The sequence below is a fragment of the Haloarcula rubra genome (assembly GCF_019599465.1).
GTDB classification, from domain to species: domain Archaea; phylum Halobacteriota; class Halobacteria; order Halobacteriales; family Haloarculaceae; genus Haloarcula; species Haloarcula rubra.
Map to the genome: position 1 here is coordinate 104,194 of NZ_RKLR01000006.1, position 16,892 is coordinate 121,085.

Annotated in this window: 10 protein-coding genes; 7 read left to right on the forward strand and 3 right to left on the reverse strand. The window is 60.0% G+C overall.

Going from position 1 to position 16,892, the window contains the following annotated elements:
* Positions 1 to 2: 2 nt before the first annotated feature.
* Complete coding sequence (locus EGH21_RS15065) at positions 3 to 7,007, reverse strand: malectin domain-containing carbohydrate-binding protein (protein ID WP_220619305.1); 7,005 nt, start codon at positions 7,005 to 7,007, stop codon at positions 3 to 5.
* A 325-nt stretch (positions 7,008 to 7,332) separates the two neighbouring features.
* Here EGH21_RS15065 and EGH21_RS15070 point away from each other — a divergent pair, with 325 nt between their 5' ends.
* Positions 7,333 to 8,013, forward strand: coding sequence for a TIGR00266 family protein (locus tag EGH21_RS15070; protein WP_220619306.1), 681 nt, complete (start codon positions 7,333 to 7,335; stop codon positions 8,011 to 8,013).
* 562 nt (positions 8,014 to 8,575) lie between these two features.
* Here EGH21_RS15070 and EGH21_RS15075 read toward each other — a convergent pair.
* Positions 8,576 to 9,850, reverse strand: a complete 1,275-nt coding sequence (locus EGH21_RS15075) for an orc1/cdc6 family replication initiation protein (protein ID WP_236035586.1) — start codon at positions 9,848 to 9,850, stop codon at positions 8,576 to 8,578.
* Positions 9,851 to 10,888: 1,038 nt separating this feature from the next.
* Between EGH21_RS15075 and EGH21_RS24710 the strand changes: the two genes are divergently transcribed.
* Both EGH21_RS24710 and EGH21_RS15080 read left to right on the forward strand, forming a co-directional pair.
* Complete coding sequence (locus tag EGH21_RS24710; RefSeq protein ID WP_425433307.1) at positions 10,889 to 11,068, forward strand: DUF7260 family protein; 180 nt, start codon at positions 10,889 to 10,891, stop codon at positions 11,066 to 11,068.
* Between the two features lie 372 nt (positions 11,069 to 11,440).
* Positions 11,441 to 11,590: a DUF7557 family protein gene (locus tag EGH21_RS15080; protein WP_220619308.1), complete on the forward strand. Its 150-nt coding sequence runs from the start codon at positions 11,441 to 11,443 to the stop codon at positions 11,588 to 11,590.
* 60 nt (positions 11,591 to 11,650) lie between these two features.
* On the opposite strand, the gene EGH21_RS15085 is transcribed toward EGH21_RS15080, so the two are convergent.
* Positions 11,651 to 12,037, reverse strand: coding sequence for a VanZ family protein (locus EGH21_RS15085; protein ID WP_220619309.1), 387 nt, complete (start codon positions 12,035 to 12,037; stop codon positions 11,651 to 11,653).
* 201 nt (positions 12,038 to 12,238) lie between these two features.
* Between EGH21_RS15085 and EGH21_RS15090 the strand changes: the two genes are divergently transcribed.
* The 4 genes from EGH21_RS15090 (at position 12,239) to EGH21_RS15105 (ending at position 16,765) form a co-directional block, all read left to right on the forward strand.
* A complete protein-coding gene (locus tag EGH21_RS15090; RefSeq protein ID WP_220619310.1) occupies positions 12,239 to 13,111 on the forward strand; it encodes a universal stress protein in 873 nt (290 codons plus the stop codon).
* A gap of 516 nt (positions 13,112 to 13,627) precedes the next feature.
* Positions 13,628 to 14,689: a zinc-binding dehydrogenase gene (locus EGH21_RS15095; RefSeq protein ID WP_220619311.1), complete on the forward strand. Its 1,062-nt coding sequence runs from the start codon at positions 13,628 to 13,630 to the stop codon at positions 14,687 to 14,689.
* A 98-nt stretch (positions 14,690 to 14,787) separates the two neighbouring features.
* On the forward strand, positions 14,788 to 15,066 hold the full coding sequence (locus EGH21_RS15100) for a hypothetical protein (protein ID WP_220619312.1): 279 nt from the start codon (positions 14,788 to 14,790) through the stop codon (positions 15,064 to 15,066).
* Between the two features lie 1,033 nt (positions 15,067 to 16,099).
* Entirely contained in the window at positions 16,100 to 16,765 is a 666-nt protein-coding gene (locus EGH21_RS15105) for a helix-turn-helix domain-containing protein (protein WP_220619313.1), read from the forward strand.
* Positions 16,766 to 16,892 lie beyond the last annotated feature (127 nt).

Here is a 16,892-nt window from a genome sequence, read left to right on the forward strand (position 1 = left end):
GATCAGGCCTCCAGTCCGTTGGCGAACAGCGCCTGCGCGTCCCCGACGTTCACCGACCCGTCGTCGTTGAAGTCGAACGCGTCAGGGTTCTCCTGCACCTCTGGGTCGTCGGTGTTCGCGAACAGCGCCTGCGCGTCACCGACGTTGACGTCGCCGTCGCCGTTGACGTCCTCGTACTTGCCGTCGCCGTCCGGGTCGGTCGGTGCGTTCTCGAAGTCACCGATCGGACCGGGACCTTCGTCGACGGCCTCGACGGTCATGGCGCTGAGCTTCGCGTTGTCGTAGATAGCGTCGAACTCGACGGTGAGTTCGCCGTCGGTCACCTCGACGGTGTACGTCTTCGAGGTGGCGTTCAGCGGCCCGACCTCCGAGTAGATGTCGTAGGCCGTCAGTTTCTGGTCGCCCTCGACGGTGGCGTTGAACAACCGGTCGTTCTCGTTGGTGCCGTCGGTCGGCCCCGTGGAGTCGGGCGAGTCGTTCGGCGAGACGCCTTGATAGATTTCGGCGAACTGCAGGGTGACCTCGTAGGTACCGTTCTCGACGCCGACGGTGTAACTGAACGGGTCTCCGTACCGTTCGGTCTGGTACAGCGTGTCGTCGTCGGTGTCACCGATGGCGCTCGACACCGAGTACGTCGACCCGCTGGTGAAGTTCGTGTCCGCCTGATAGGTCGTGCCGTCCGTGGCGGTGTAGGACCCGCCGCCGGCGTTGACCGCGAACACGACCGTGCCGTCCTGGTCGGGTTCGTCGACGTACACCGCGAACGACTCGCTAGCCGTCGCGTTGCCGTCGTCGGCGGTCACCGTCAGGTCGTAGGTGCCGACCGTATCGGCTCCGGGCGCGATAGTGACCGTCCCGTTCGCGTCGTCGGCAGTCGCGAACGGTGCCCCGGTGACCGAGAGGTCGAGCGTGTCGCCGTCGGCGTCCGAGGCTGGCACGTCGATGGTCAGCGACTCGCCCTCGGAGACGCCTTTGTCCGTGATGCTGTCTATCGTCGGAGCGGTGTTCGCCTGCTCCTCGGAGAGTTGGAGCACCACGTAGTCAGACGTCGGACCGGTGTCGCCGTTCGGTTCCTCGACGTGTGCGACGAAGTAGTTCAGACCGCCCTCTTCGGTGGAGTTCGTCAGCGTGACGTCCACCGTGGCCGCACCGTTCGAGTCGGTCGTCGCCGAGTAGTACTGGACGTCGACGGCCTTGTTGGCCTCGTAGTCCTCGATCTCGTAGGGGTCGGGGACGTTCGAGAGGTTCAGTTCGCCCTCGATGCGGAGGAGCGTCACGTCCGCGTTCGCGGGCGCGTCCGCGATGGTCACCGTCTGGTTCGCGTCGGTGACCGTCGCGGCGGAGTGCCGGTCGGACATCGCAATCGGAGACAGCGAGACGTTGTCGGCGCCGATGGTCGGTTTGGTCTCGTCGGTGTCGTTCAACACCGTGGCTTCCGACCCACCGGGGCTGCCGTCGCCAACGAGGGTCGCCTCGTACATCCCGGTCGAGTCTGCACCGACCGAGACAGTTCCGCCGGCCAGTTCGAGTCCGGAGACCGGACCCGCAGCCTGCGAGCCGAGGGTGGTGCTACTGATGCTGGTCGGGTCGTTGTCGATGGAGAACGCCATCGTCTCGCTCGGTTCGAAGCCCGAGAGCGTGACGACCAGACTGTCGTAGCCCGCGCTGTTGTTCTGGCCGTTGTGGAAGTTCGTGTACTCGACGTTCTCGACGGTGACGTCGCCGCTGTCGAGCGTGAACTCCTTGCCGACGTCGTCGCCGGCGGTGTTGAACGGGTCGAACACCATGTCCGGCAGGACCGTGTCGTTCAGGTCCACACGGAGCGTCGTGATGTTCGTGTCACCGGTGTTGGTGACCTGGTAGGATCCGGCGTTGTAGGTACTCGACTCGATGCCGCTGTTCGGCGTCAGCGCCACGCTGGCGCTGGTGTTGCCGGAGACTGCGGCCTCCTCGTACTCCAGTGCCACCGTCTGGGAGACGGCCCCGTTCGAGGTTGGGCCGTCCTGCACAGCGGCCTGGTAGTAGTTCAGGTTCGTCGTGTCGAGCGTGACCGGCACCGTCGCCTGCCCGTTCGAGTCGAGCGTGACCGTCTGGTTGCTGACGACTTCGGCGTTGTCGGCCTCGTAGGCGTCGATGTCGTAGCCGTCCGTCGGCGGTTCGCTCGCCTCGATAGTGAGCAGGTTCACGGTCGCGCCCGCGGGCCCGCTCAGGGTGAGGTTCTGCTGCTGGTCGCTGACCGTCGCGGCCTCGTGGGCCGGGAAGTCGGTCGCGCCGAGCGTGACACCCTCGACACCGAGCGTGGGTGCGGCAGAGGCCCCGCTGTTGACGTTGGCCTGCGACCCGCCGGCGGAGCCGTCGGTGTAGAGGTCGTTCGACACCGTGGCACTACTCGAGGAGACCGTGACTGCGGAACCCGACAGTTCGAGGCCGGAGACGGCCCCAGCGCCACCGGTCGTGGAGGCGCCCTTGATGGTCGTCGGGTCGACGTCTGTCGAGAACGTCACCGTCTCGCCGGGCTCGAAGTCGGTGAACTCCAGCGTCAGCACGTCGTAGCCTTCCTCGTCGTCGACGCCGTTGTGCGGCTGGCTGAACACCGCGCCGCTGTCGGTCGTGACCACGCCGACGCCGTCACCGGACTCGCTGTCGATGACGACGCCCTTCGCGGTCGCGTCACCGGCGGTGCCGTTGGGGTCGAACACCGCGTCGGGGATGGCGCTCTCGCTCAGGTCGATTTGGACCGAGGAGAGGTTCTCCTCGCCGGTGTTCGTCACGCTGAACGACCCGCTGGAGTAGGTGCTCGCGTCGACGCCACCGTTCTCGGTCACGGTCACGTCGGCACTGGTCGCGGAGGGCGGCACGTCGCCGACCCGCACGACCTTCACTGCGCCAATCTTCGCGTTGTCGACCTCGGCGACGAAGTCGACGTTCAGTTCGCCGTCGGTGACGACGACGGTGTAGGTCTTGTCCGTCGCGTTGAACTGGCCGGCCTCGGCGTAGATGTCGTAGTCGTTCAGGACCTGCTCGCCCTCGACGTAGACGTCGAAGAGGCGGGCGTCCTCCGAACTCTGGAACAGTTCGGCGAACTGCAGGGTGACCTCGTAGGTCCCGTCCGCGACGGGCGCCGAGATGTTCGGCTCGGGCGGCGCGTTGGAGCCGCCGCCGTACAGTTCGGTCTGGTACAGCGGGTCGTCGGTGGTGTTCGTGATCTCGTTGGTGACCTCGAAGGTGTTTCCGCTGGTGACGACGTCGGTCTTCGAGCTGTTGACGTACTGGACGCCGTCGGCGGTGGTGTAGTTCGAGCCGCCGGCGTTGACCGCGAGGACGACCTCCTCGGTCGGTGCGTCCTCGACGGTGACGTTGACCAGGTCCGAGTCGCTGGCCTGCCCGTCAGAGACGTTCACCTCGAAGGTCAGCGTCGTCTCGCTGTCGACTTCCGGTGCGGTGAACGACGGGGTAGCCGTGTCCTGCACGTCGAACTGGACGGCGGGACCGGCCAGCTGCGTCCACGAGTAGCCGAGCTGGTCGCCGTCCGGGTCCGAGGAGCCGGTCGCGTCGAGAGTGACCGTCGTGTTCTCCTCGACCGTCTGGTCGTCGCCGGCGTCGGCGATCGGAGCCGAGTTGGTGTCCTCGGCCGTCGTCGTCACGTTCAGGTCGTTCCACGTGACCGAGAACTGTTCGTCGCCCTGGTAGGACGTCGAGATGACGCCCACTGCGAGGCCGTTCCCGTCGGACGTGTTGAGCCACTCCGCGGGCATGGCGGTGCTCCCGACCATCGTCCGCGGACCGTCGTCGATGGTGTAGTAGGCGGTAACGTTGACTTGGTCGACCGAGTCCCCCGGTATCGGGTCCGTCGTCGGGTCGACCACGAGTTCCAGTCGGGTGGTCGTCCCCGGTCCAGTGAACTCGTCGGAGACGTTCGGGTTCGCGACGCCGTTGTTAGTACCGGCAGTCTCACCGAACAACTGGACGCCGTACTCACCGCTCGAGCCGCCACCGAAGCCGTTGACCGTCAGCTTGCGGTAGTTGTCCTGGTCGCCGGTCCCGATGAAGATGCCCGCCGCCTCGTAGGCGTCTGGGTCGTCGGTGAACCCGGTCACCGTCGTGTCGACGACGAACTCCTCTTCGGGCGGGTTGACGCCGAACTGGTAGGCGTGCTGCTGGTCGTTGTTGGTCGCGTCGCCGGTCTTGACCGCCTCGACGGTCAGGGCCGGGTTCGCGCCGCCGAAGATGGTGTCTTCGGGGATGTAGAGGTCCTGATAGTCCGTACTGCCGTCTTCGGGAATCATCAGGCCCGTGAACCCGACGCCTTCGAGGCTGTCGTTGACCGACGCGCGGACGAAGGTGCGCTCGACGGGGAGCGTCGTGGTGAGACCGTTGTCGGGGTCGACGGCGAACTCGTCGTTCACGTCGTCGATGCCGTCGTTGTCGTCGTCGGGGTCGTTGACGTTGGACGTCCCGTCGTCGTCGTAGTCCGGCGGCGTCGAACTGGCCGAACACGGGTCGCTCCCGGCGTCCAGTTCGTCCGCGTTATCGTACCCGTCACCGTCTTCGTCTATCGTCGGGTCGTCGTCGCCCGTACAGGTCGTGCCGTCACCGTCGTCAGAGGTGTTGTAGTCGTTCGGTTCGTACGCGCTGATTTCGCCGCCGAACTCCGCGACGAAGACGGTCCCCGGGAAGGGGCCGTCGTCACCCACGGCGTCCACGTCGAGCGGGGTGTTGCCCGGCGAGAACTGCGCGTTCGGCTGGGTCGAGATATCCGTGCCGTCCGAGTTCAGCTGAATCCGGTAGACGTTCCCGTCGAAGGCGGCCGTCAGCAGGTCGCCCTGCATCTTGCCGTCGAAGTTCGACGCGGTGTACTCGTCCATCCCGTTGGTCGAGGCACCGTTCTCCCAGAGCGCACCGTCGCCCTCGGCAGAGGGCTGGTAGTCACACTCGGCGGAGCCGTCGTAGCCGTCGTAGACGGCGCCCGCGGTGCTCCCTATCTGCTGTGGGTCGTTGGTGGTCTCCTCCCAGAGTCCAGCACCGTCGGGGTTCGCTCGCGTCGGGTTCGGGTGCCCGCCGTAGAATCCCTCGGTGACGTAGTGGAGGTTGTCGCCGTTGCTCTCGTCCCCGTTCTCGTTGGGTTCGTTGGTACAGACCGGGTCGCTCCCCTCGCCGACTGGGACTCCGCCCCAGCCACCGTTGGGCCCGTTGTCGACCGTGTAGACCTGTCCGTCGACGGTTCGTTCGACGTCGTAGGGGTTCCGATACCCCGGCGAGAAGACGCTGACCCCGTCACCTTCGACGAGGATGGCCATGTTCGCGCCGTCTTGCCCACCGAACGGGGTCGACGTCCCGTTCAGCGTCGGCAGGTCGTAGAGGTACTCGGCGTCGGTGTTGGCCGCGGCCTTCTCCGAGTACTGGTTGTTGATCTGAGTGAGGTTGACCTGCAGGATGGCCGCCGAGAGCGCGTACTCGGGGGTGTACGCGAAGTTGTTCGACGGGGCACCCTGATTGGTGTGGCCACCCTGTGCCAGGAGGAGGTACTCGTTCCCGTTCTGGGTGTAGTACTGGACGCCGTTGGTGGCGTGGTTCTCCTCCGAGCGCGGTAGTCCGCGCAATATCATGTCGTGTTCCCAGCTACCGTCGCTCTGCTGGGTGAGCCGCGACACGACGCCGGAGTTGGTGTCGAGTCCGGTCTCGTCCCCACTGCCGCCACCGCCGACGCGTGGGTCGCTGGACGTGACGTATATGACCGGCTGGTCGGCCGTCCCCGTGACGGTCAGGCCAGTGACTTCACGGCTGCCGACGCCCGACTGGTAGTTTCCTTGGTCGTCGTGATTGGGGAGGTTCTTGACCGTCGTCAACTCCTCTTCGAGCGTGGCGTCGTAGCTGTCCTCACCGGTTCGGGTGACGTTGAATATCTTTATCGCGCCGAACCGCTGGGATACGTAGAGTCGCCCGTCGGGGCCGAACTCTATCGAGGTCGGACTGCTCACCTGCGAGGTGACAGTGTCTTTCGCACCGAACCCGACCGTCGCCGTGCTCTGGCCGTTCCCACTGAGACCGACTGTCAGCGGTGACGTCGTGTTAGAGGCGTTGTGCGTGGCCTCCAGCGAGGCGCTCTTGGCTCCGGTCGTGGTCGGAGCGAAGGTCACGTCGACCGTCGTCGACTCCCCGGGTGCGAGGGTCGTGCTCCCGGAGAAATCCTGACTGAACGCACTCGCGTTCGCGCCGGTGATGTCGACGCTATCAACCGAGATGGTCTGGTCGCCGGTGTCGCCCTTGTTAGTCAGGGTGACAGACTCAGTGGCCGTATCGCCGACGACGACGTCACCGAAGTCGACAGACGAAGGCGAGGCCTCTATCACGCCGGGTTCGGGCTGGGCCTCGACGATTTCGATGGCCGAAATCTTCGCATTGTCGACCTCCGTGGTGAAGGAGATGTCGACCGTCCCGTCGCTGGGCGTGACTTCGAACGTCTCGACCGTCGCGGTCGTCGCACCGCCCGTCTCCGCGACGATGTCGTAGTCGTTGAGGACCTGCGAGCCCTCGATGCTGACGTCGAAGACGCGGTCGCCCGTGTCGGCACTGCTCGTGCTGACACCGTGGTATATCTCGGCGAAGTACAATCGGACCTCGTAGGACTGCCCCGAGGTCACGTCGAACGACCACGAGTGGTCGCCGTAGCGTTCCGTGAGGAACACCTCAGACGGCGCGCTCGTGGGGTTCGTGATGTCGCCACTCGAGAGTGAACTCGCCGTATACGGACTCCCGCCTGAGCTATACGTGCTCCCGCTCTCGTCGGCGGTCCAATCCGGTCCGGAACTCGCGGTTACGCTCGGTCCGCCCGCGTTCACGCGGTAAACGACGTCGCTGTCTGTCGTCTGCAAGAGTTCCTGTCCGGAGCCTGTTGCGCCTGGTGCGGTCACGAACGCGCCAGCTGTCCCACCGGCAACGATCGATAGTATCGTCAGTACCGATAACGTGACCGCGAGTGTTCGTTGTCTGAATTGCCTATCTGGCATCGAGGGAACCCTCGAATGTTAGCCTTCTTAGAATGGACCGACTGAAATTCCGACAGAGAGCCGTTTCTCGGCATTATATAGTTTATAACATATCTCGAAGTTGTGACTCGCCGCACTGTCATATGCCGAAACGGGACCCTTACAGACGTTTTAACGTCGAGTGAGTGATTACGAAGGTACGATATTGAGCAGTTGCTTACCAGATATATACTCGCCTGCACCATCGTCGAACGCTCGACTGCGTCACAGTTCAACAGCCGAGTGCGCCAAATACGCTCGATCTTCTGCATCACGGATATATATCAGATGCGCGAAACAGGGACCCATGGAGTACGAGATAACCCATCGGCCGTCGTACGCACAGATCAGCCTCTCGTTGGAGCCCGGTGAGTCAGTCCGGTCGGAAGGCGGTGCGATGGTCAGTCACACCAGCGGCATCGACGTCGAGACGAAGGCCGAAGGTGGTCTCCTGAAATCACTCTCCCGGTCCGTGTTGGGCGGCGAGTCGTTCTTTATGAACACGTTCACAGCCTCTGAGCCCAGTACGCTTCGACTCGCACCGGCCCTGTCTGGCGACGTCCAACACCACGAACTCGAGGACGAGACGCTGTTCGTCCAGTCGACGTCGTTTCTCGCCTCGGACCCCGCTATCGACGTCGACACGAAGTTCGGTGGCGGCAAGACGTTCTTCGGCGGGGAAGGGCTGTTCCTGCTGAAACTCACCGGTACTGGACCAGCGTTCATCTCGAGCTACGGTGCTATCGACGAACTGACCGTTTCGAACGGTGACCCCGTCGTGGTCGACACCGGCCACATCGTCGCTTTCGAGGAGTCGCTGGACTTCACCGTCCGGAAGGTCGGCGGCCTCAAATCGACACTATTCAGCGGAGAAGGGCTGGTCTGTGAGTTCACCGGTGAGGGGACGGTCTGGACACAGACCCGGAGTCCTGACGCGTTCCTCTCGTGGTTGATTCCGAAGCTACCGAGCGGAAACAGTTCCCAGTAGGGTCCTTCGACACAGCGGTTTCGAGTGGGCGAAGCTGTATCGCGATGCGGGAACACAGTGGTGTCGACGAGAGTTGCTAACCAACACTCACGGCAGTTCCCTCCGTATGTTGGTTAGCTGGCTCCGAGCGAGTGTCACGCCGTTCGGGTTCGGACCACCGACTGGCATTCGACTGTCTCCGTGCTATCGTGCGGTCGAGGACAGTTCGAACACTTCGATACAGGTGTCTCCCCCACCCCATATTCAGGTACGGTGGATACACTTCGATAGAGGGGTGTGTATAACCGACGGCCCGGACTGGACCCTTTCGTAGACGGCGATTCGTAACACTGTTTCATCTGGAAATGTAGAACAGCAGACAACCGTATTTTGGCCGTTAAAGCGGTTCAGGCCGCTCGATACACTTCGATAGAGGTGTGTCCACGATACGGGACGTGTCGCGAGGCATCGACGGTGAAGTGTGAGACAATTCGGCAGGAACACTTCGATAGAGGCGTGTCTGTCGGGCCACAGCGTTACAGAGAACCGACGAGATAGACCACGACTGCAGTCGTGAGAGAAGTCATCCCTCGTTGCGTATCTGTGCCTGTACGACGGATGCGACCTCGTCCTGCGACACCATCTCGATACGGGAGTCCTCGCGAAGCGTCTCCAGAATCGTCGCCGGTGACTCACCGAACTGGAACTCGAGGAACATCCCGGAACTCGGACCGTGACTCCGACGTTCGAAGTCGACGAGCGAGTACGTCGTCAACTCTTTCATCTTGTTGACGTACGTCTCCTGGTGGTACTGGTCGGCGTCTATCGAGTCCGTCAGGAACTGGTACACCTTGTAGCCGGTCGTACTGCGTGCTGCACCGCTGTTTGACTCCGCGGCGACAGCAGCCGTCGCGTAGAGACAGAGTTTCTTCTGGGTGCTGATTCCCCGGACGACTTCGAGGACCCGGTTCTTCTCGACTTTGTCCTGTGCTTCGCGGACGTGTGCTTCGTTGACCCGTGGGTCGCCCTCCCGCTCGGCCAGTTCGCCGGCGACACGCATCAGGTCGATAGCCTTCCGCGCGTCACCGTGGGTCTGTGCCGCGAAGGCGGCCGCCAGCGGGATGACGTCGTCGTCGAGGACGTCGTCGTAGAAGGCGTCCTGTCGACGACGGAGAATCGCCTGTAACTGGTTCGCGTCGTAGTCGCCGAAGTGGACGTCCTCGGGCGTGAAAGAACTGAGCGCCCGGCTACCGACCGACTCCATCATCTTCGTGTCGTTGGATATCGCGACGACGGAGATGAACGTCTCCAGTTCGCCGTCTGCGCCCGCGCGCGAGAGTTGATAGAGGAGCCGAGAGAACGCGGGGTCCTGCTTGTCCCGCCGTCCCACGAGCATGTCGAGTTCGTCGAGGACGAACACGAGTGAGTCGAAGTTCTCGTCGACGATGCGGAACAGTTCGTCCCACTTCTCTTTGGTCGCGACGCCGTGCTTGGGGACCTGTACCTCGACGCCGGCCTCGTCTGCGGCACGGGAGACGAGTTCGTAGACGGCGACGCCGAGCGTGTCCAGATCCTGGCAGTTGACCTCTATCGTCCCGAATCGGATATCTCGCGGTTCACAGATTTGACTGATGTTCTTACAGACAGCCTTCGTGATGAGGGATTTGCCCGTCCCGGACGGTCCATAGAGAAAGAGATTCGGCGGGCGGTTGTCGCCGAGCGCGACCCGGAGCATCTTGGTGACTTCCTGTAACTGGTCGTCACGTCCGACGATACGGTCCTCCTCGACGACGTAGTTCGGGTCGAGCAAGGTCCGTTCTCGAATCAACCCCTCCTGTTCGTCGAACTCGAGGAGCATCTCTTCGATAGATTGGGAGCCGGACTCACTGTCGAGCGTCGTGTCCGCTTCCGAGGCGTCCGACTCGGTGTCGAGCGTCGACTGGGTTCCCTCGTTCACAGTAGAGAGGTCTCCAGAAGACCGGTCCTCCGTCGACGATTCGTCGTCGTCCGATGACCCCGACCGGTCAGCGGGGTGTTCGGAGTCGTCGGTGTCCATACGTTGACCAGACACGGACGTAGTAAAAATCTTGGCACCTCTATCGATGTGTGTTCATCCCGTCGAGGTTGTCTATCCCGATGATTCGTCCGGGTATCGGGAACGTGTCCGTGAGGCGAAAGAAGGTCTGACGAAGTGTTTGGAGAGCTGTCGACGGGGCAGCCGGGGTATAGACACACACCCCTCTATCGATGTGTTTCGGGAGAAGAGTGGGAGGGGGGTAATTTCGGCAGTCGAGGCGATAGATCGAGGACTGTCCGAGAGCGTCGACTACTCTCTGGCTGATTCTCGGGTTCTCTTACCTCACATCCACTCTAGTAGCGGTTCTCGTTTCGTTTCTCTCTTCTTTCTTCTAGTCTAGCTAGTACCTAGACACACACACCCCTCTATCGAAGTGTTCGATGTGTTCGTAACGCTACGGAGTCTCTTCCTCTAGCCTCTTCGGTAGAATACTTCGCCTCGACCGTCGGATACTCCCGAATTAATACTGTTCGTGGACTCTTTCGGCAAATTACGCGGTCTCATACTCACGAACTATGGCTGTCACCAGCGCTCCCCCGACGACACCTATTGCTCGAACACATCGATAGAGGGGTGTCTGTGTCATCGAGTCCTATTCCTGTATTTTCTCTATCTTCGGTCGTTCACATCTTCCTCGCACAGTGACTCCTGGTCGAGGGCCATCCAGTTCGTCCGTAATCACACATCGATAGAGGTGTGTGTGATGGCTCGGATTCTCTCTGCTCATCACAATTCGCCCTCGTCGGTCACTCTATCTACACCTCTCGACTTCAGTTGTCGGCTTCATCCCCGCCCTAAAGGGCGAGGCTTTCGCCTCGAATCTTCCGTAACCGACAACGACGCATCCACAATCGATCCGGGATAACTCTCTCTGGCGTTGACGACACGAGTCTAGGGCAGTATCTCTACGACGAGTACGAAACGCTTTGTCCCGTCCTCGCCGTCGTCGCGGAGTTGGTCGACACCATACAGTCCTGTCGGACGCGCTGTGATCGGTGACCCGATTTCGACATACCGTCTCTGTTGACCATCTCAGCCGCTCGAAAATCAGGTATCTCTCGACTGTTTCATAACGAGCAAACGAGATACTCCCGTCTTCATTTGTGAAGATATGTATATACAACTTATAAATATGTACCAAATATGGGCGCAGATTGCGTAGAAATAGACTCCTGGGCCCGTATTCAGAGCTGAATCAAAATATATACAACCACTATACTAGATACGGAACTAAAAATGGCGAAAATAGAACAACTAGTTGCAGGAGATGGGAATATCGATTCGGGCTCGAAGCTCGTACTGACCGAACATGCATCGGGATATATGTGGATGCCGTGAGTACCGATACGTGCGGCAACTATAGAGACGACGATGACACAGACACTCGAAATCAGTGACGAACTCATGGACCGACTCGAAAGCCACCTCGAGGAAGACGAATCCACGGAGGAGCTCATCGAGGAACTCGTCTCGATGTACGAGACAGAGGGGACGTTTCTGCAAGAGGGGTATTCGGAATAATCGCTCTGGACGTGACGCCCTCTCCCACAGCACTTTCGCCTCGAAATACAGCACCGATAGCTATGGCCACGGCCGCTTGCGACGATCCGGGCAGTTGTCGACGTCGGCGTCCCGTCTGATGGCACACCACCAGTAGGTACACAAAACTGAACCGACCAGACCTGCGACGACGTCTGCGAGTTCGAACGCTCGCCCGGGAACGGCGTTTTGAAGCCGTCCGGTCACGAGACTGAGGAGCGTCGAGACGCCGACTCCGAGCACTGCCGCACTGCGGTCCGACGAGACGTCGGAAGCCACTACGTCGGCGACTAGCATAGCGTACACACCGTGGCCGACGAGATGTAAGAACTTGTCCGGTCCGACCCGCTCCCACTCCGACCGCCGTTCGAACGGCGAGGGAACGAGCCCAGCGACAACGAGCACGAGGGTCGAAACGTAGACCAACATCCGACGAGAACACTCTCTCCGAGCGCGCATAGGGTATTTTTGTTCCGTATCTGTTTGAAGTTATTGCCGGCGACGGTGGTCGCTCTTCGTGGTCGAGATGCCGTGTATCGGTGCCGCGACGAGAAGATCCCTGACAAAGTTCTCGTCGGACGAGAACGAGTCACACACTTTACGCCGTAGACGAGCAACAGTTCTAGTGGTATGTTTGACAGACTCCTCGTACCGACTGACGGGAGCGACGTCGCCACTGCCGCGGCCGATGCCGCCATCGCGTTCGCGGATCGATTCGGCGCGACACTCCACGTCGTCCACGTCCTCGAACCGTACGAACTCCCGCCAGACGTACTCGACGAGGGTGCGGCCGACAGCGCTCACGCGGGTGAAGCGGCGATAGCCGACGCCGTCGACGAGGCGATGGTAGCAGGCGTCGAGACGAGGTCGTCGCTCATCGACACTCCCGGACAGATACACGAGAACATCATCGCTTACGCTGGCAACCACGACGTCGATTGCATCGTGATGGGGACGTACGGTCGGACCGGACTCGACCGGTTCGTCCTTGGAAGCGTCGCGGAGCAGACGCTCCGGGAATCCCCGATACCAGTACTGACCGTCCACGAGGAGACAGAAGTCGCGTCGGAGTTCGACGCCGTGTTGATCCCGACGGATGGTAGCGACAGTTCGCGTGCCGCCACCGAGTCCGCTATCGAACTCGCCATGTCGACGGGGGCGGCGCTCCACGTCCTCCACGTGGTCGACGCCGGGATGGCCACCAACGGCCGCATCGCCGGACAGATCCTGCAATCGCTGGAAGACGCCGGTGAGCAGGCGCTCGAAGACGTCATCGGTGCCGCCGAGAGCGCAGGCGTTTCGACTATCGAAGCCTCGCTGATGAACGGACAGCCACATCGAGCGATTACCGACTACGCGCACAGCAACGGCGTCGACTGCATCGTAATGGGTACTCATGGGCGGACCGGACTCGACCGGTATATCCTCGGGAGCGTGGCCGAACGAACCGTCCGGTTGAGCGAGGTGCCGGTACTCGCGGTGAAAGATGCGGACGGAGAGTGAGTGTTGCGACATCGACGTCTTCAGACGCCGCCCACCTTGTCTCCGAACTGTATCGCTACACACGGAACCTGATACGGATGCTCGCCGTCCAGTTGTGTCACTCCGTCCTTACTCTGGCACCGGGGGTTACAGCGACCCTACTCGAATCGGCTAGAGTACGTATCGACTGACAGGCGCCGTTGTGGGGACTGCCTCGGTTGATTCTCTGCTCTCGGCAGATGTCACAATAGTACGTATGTTAGCTTCGTCTAACTGCACCGAGCCGATTGTAAGATGTATATAATTCTAACGCCGATAGCGAGTGCCCACTGTAGTCAGTTGACATCACAGACACAGACGAGTGCCTCGAGGGTAAACGGAGACAGCCGCTCGGTATCGACGGAACTCACACTCGAAAGAGCGGAACGAACTCTCGACGTCTGTGCGGTCCAACTCGACATAGATGGTACCCGTTCCACACCGCTCGCGAACACGAGATTATATTATCGTGACGGTTGAACAACACAACGATACACTATGAAGGCATTTGTCATGCAAGGCATCGGGTCGACAGCGCTCGTCGAGAAAGACCGGCCGAAACCGGGCCCCACTGACGCGATACTCTCACCGACCGTCGGCCTCATTTGTACCTCCGACTGTCACACGGTACACGGGGCCATCGGTGACCGTGACAATTTGACGCTGGGCCACGAAGTGGTCGGCGTCGTCGACGAAGTCGGTGAGTCCGTGAGTGACTTCGAACCCGGCGACAGAGTTGCCGTGGGTGCAATCACGCCCGACTGGAATTCCATAGCGGCACAGGACGGTCACCCGTCGCAATCTAACGGGCCGCTCGGAGGCTGGAAGTTCGCGAACGTGAAAGACGGCACGTTTGCGGAGGTCGTTCACGTCAACGACGCGGACGGGAATCTCGCACGTATCCCGGACGACTTGACGGACCACGAAGCGGTCTACACGGCCGACATGCTGAGTACCGGTTTTGCGGCCGCAGAGAACGCCGACATCCCGATGGGTGGGACTGTCGCTGTCTTCGCACAGGGGCCGGTCGGACTGATGGCGACGAAGGGTGCCGCACTGCAGGGTGCTGGCGAAATAATCGCTGTCGAGACTGTCGACCAGCGACAGGAACTTGCGCGGGAGTACGGTGCCGACCACGTCGTTGACTTTCAGGAGACGGACCCTGTCGAGGAGATACTGGCCCTGACCGACGACAGCGGCGTCGACGCGGCTATCGAAGCACTGGGGTCGGACGAGACGTTCCAGGACTGCATCGAGGTCGTGAAACCGGGTGGTACCGTCTCCAACGTCGGGTATCACGGTGAGGGAGAGTTCCGTCACATCCCGCGGGAAGAGTGGGGTGTCGGCATGTCCGAAATCGAAATCGTCACCGACCTCTGTCCCGGCGGACGACTTCGGATGCGACGGCTCCTCCGGATGCTGGAGAACGACCTCGTCGACCCGACGAAGATGACGACACACGAGTTCGAGTTTGAGGACATCGAAACAGCCTTCGAGATGATGGACGAGAAAGCGGACGGTATCATCAAGCCACTCATTCACTTCGAGCGAACCGGATAGCGCCTCGCTAGTGACCTGCCGTACTCAGTTCGGTTGGTTGAGTGGCTAACCGACTCCGAACCAGAACCTACACGTCGGCGTCGGCCTTCGATGATCGTATGTCTCCAACCGTAGACGAACTTCGAAACGAGATTCGGCGGGAAGTTGGTCGATACGAACGTGTCGAGTCGACGGCATTCACGAAAGAGGCCCTCGCGGCGATTTGTGAGGCTGTCGGACACGATATCGAATCGGGGCGGCTACCGCCGAAGCCGGAGATGCGGGCCACGATATTCGACGCAATCGACGATTTCGACGCCGACGACGTCGACCGTGCGGACCGTGCGTTCCGCAAGGGTGATCTTACGGTCATCGCCGACGCGGTTCGGTCAGAGTAGCACGGGTTCTCGTCGCCCGGTACTTCGAGGCTGACTATCTGGTCGCTGCTCCGGTCCGAACCATCCATTTTCAAAAGAACGCGTCCGTACAAGCGCTTGCGGTCTCACGGGCGACTCACAAACACTTTCGGCGTCTACGATTGGTTGTAACCTTCTCGAAAATTTGACGAGAGATACCCCTGAGAAGAGTGTGAAATGTGGGACTAAGAAGGCAAAAATACGAATAAAATACGGCTGCCAACAGAAATATTCGTCTTATAGGAACAAAGTAGCCTGTAGCAGATGAGAAACGCCCTCTTTGAAATCTTCTGGGGGTAGAACGCTCGGTCGATAAGTATCGATCAAAGATCGACGCTTAGAAATCTGTTCTGCCTCGGTTCGTCGAACGGCCGGATGGGTGTGCTAGCGAAGCAGACCGCTATTCCCCGACGTTCTCGAAGATACTGGAAACCGAGTTTTCCGCGATACTTGCCGTTCTTTCTATTCGCCCCCTACTCTCATCGCTCCCACTGGGCGTCGTGAGAGAGGGGCCGTGAAAGTATGAAATTTTCTGAAGTCCGTATAAATAGGTTATAGAATTAAGCTACAAAACAATGCGGTCACGCCCCCTCTATTCGTTTGTATGACACAGAGAATCCATGCCGACGAACGAGGCAGAGCTATCGAATCGAAATTCTATCTCCCTGCCGGAGGCATCCCGTCGTTCGTAACCAGTCGGATCGAGAGTATCTGGGCGACGCTGTTCAATCACGGTGTTGCAACATCGAGATAGCCGCGAACGAATGCGCCGAAATAGTCGGCTCAGGTAGATTGTGTCAATCCTGATTGAACATCTTTGTCTGACTGACGTAAATAAAGTAAGTACTTGAGCAGTATCTTTTAATGACGAAATCACGACTAACCGACTCACTTAAGCCACCACACTGCTACCATTACGACCCAGTAGCAAACATCACGATATGTGTTTTTAATATGGAACTCAAAGTATTGATTGTACTACACTCCACGCTGTAAATTACCACCATACAGAACAATGATAGATATTAAAGCGGTCGTCCGTGTCAAACATCCTGATATAGTACTTACAGAAACAGTCACTCACGACCGAAGTTCGAAAGTCAGGTCGGTGTCAGAAGCAGGAACTGACCCAACGTCGGGAAAATTCTTCTATCATATAGAGTCATCAGACTTCTCTCAGTTCGAAGACGGATTGCGGAATGATAGCACCATCGGGGAATTCGAACGAGTTATTGAAACCAGAGACAAGGAGGCGATCTATAGCTTTGAGTATACGGACGAAGCGAAGCTCCTCTCACCAGTAATTTCGACCGCGAATGGCGTCATCCTCGAAATGGAGAACGAAGGAGAGGATTGGATATTGACGATATGGATGCCCGAGCGAACGAATCTGATCCATCTCTGGGACTACGCACAACAGAACGACATTGATATAGATCTACTGCGCGTGAACGAATACGATAGTTTAGGTAACACGGACGCTGGGTTGACCGACAGCCAACGAGAAGCACTCCTCGTTGCATTCGAAAAAGGGTATTTCGAAGAACCACGGAACGCAACTCTCAGCGAGGTCGCCACCAATCTGGATATCTCTCAACCTGCCGCCAGCGGTCTCCTTCGGCGTGGAATCAAGCGACTTATCGTCTCATCTCTGATCGATGACAGCGAAAAGCCAGAGTGATCAACAGTTGCTCGGTGCAGTATCGACAGCAATACTCTGAGGCATGATTCGTGTCTCCGTCGGCATGACAGGGGCCGTGTCGTGACCGAGACGCGAACTGTAATCAGCATCGTCCTCTCGATAGCTC

Bases quoted from the DNA above. Each gene is read 5' to 3' on its own strand.
- EGH21_RS15065 (WP_220619305.1), bottom strand. From the start codon at position 7,007: ATGCCAGATAGGCAATTCAGACAACGAACACTCGCGGTCACGTTATCG.
- EGH21_RS15105 (WP_220619313.1), top strand. From the start codon at position 16,100: ATGATAGATATTAAAGCGGTCGTCCGTGTCAAACATCCTGATATAGTA.
- EGH21_RS15070 (WP_220619306.1), top strand. From the start codon at position 7,333: ATGGAGTACGAGATAACCCATCGGCCGTCGTACGCACAGATCAGCCTC.
- EGH21_RS15080 (WP_220619308.1), top strand. From the start codon at position 11,441: ATGACACAGACACTCGAAATCAGTGACGAACTCATGGACCGACTCGAA.
- EGH21_RS15075 (WP_236035586.1), bottom strand. From the start codon at position 9,850: ATGCTCCTCGAGTTCGACGAACAGGAGGGGTTGATTCGAGAACGGACC.
- EGH21_RS15090 (WP_220619310.1), top strand. From the start codon at position 12,239: ATGTTTGACAGACTCCTCGTACCGACTGACGGGAGCGACGTCGCCACT.
- EGH21_RS15100 (WP_220619312.1), top strand. From the start codon at position 14,788: ATGTCTCCAACCGTAGACGAACTTCGAAACGAGATTCGGCGGGAAGTT.
- EGH21_RS15085 (WP_220619309.1), bottom strand. From the start codon at position 12,037: ATGTTGGTCTACGTTTCGACCCTCGTGCTCGTTGTCGCTGGGCTCGTT.
- EGH21_RS15095 (WP_220619311.1), top strand. From the start codon at position 13,628: ATGAAGGCATTTGTCATGCAAGGCATCGGGTCGACAGCGCTCGTCGAG.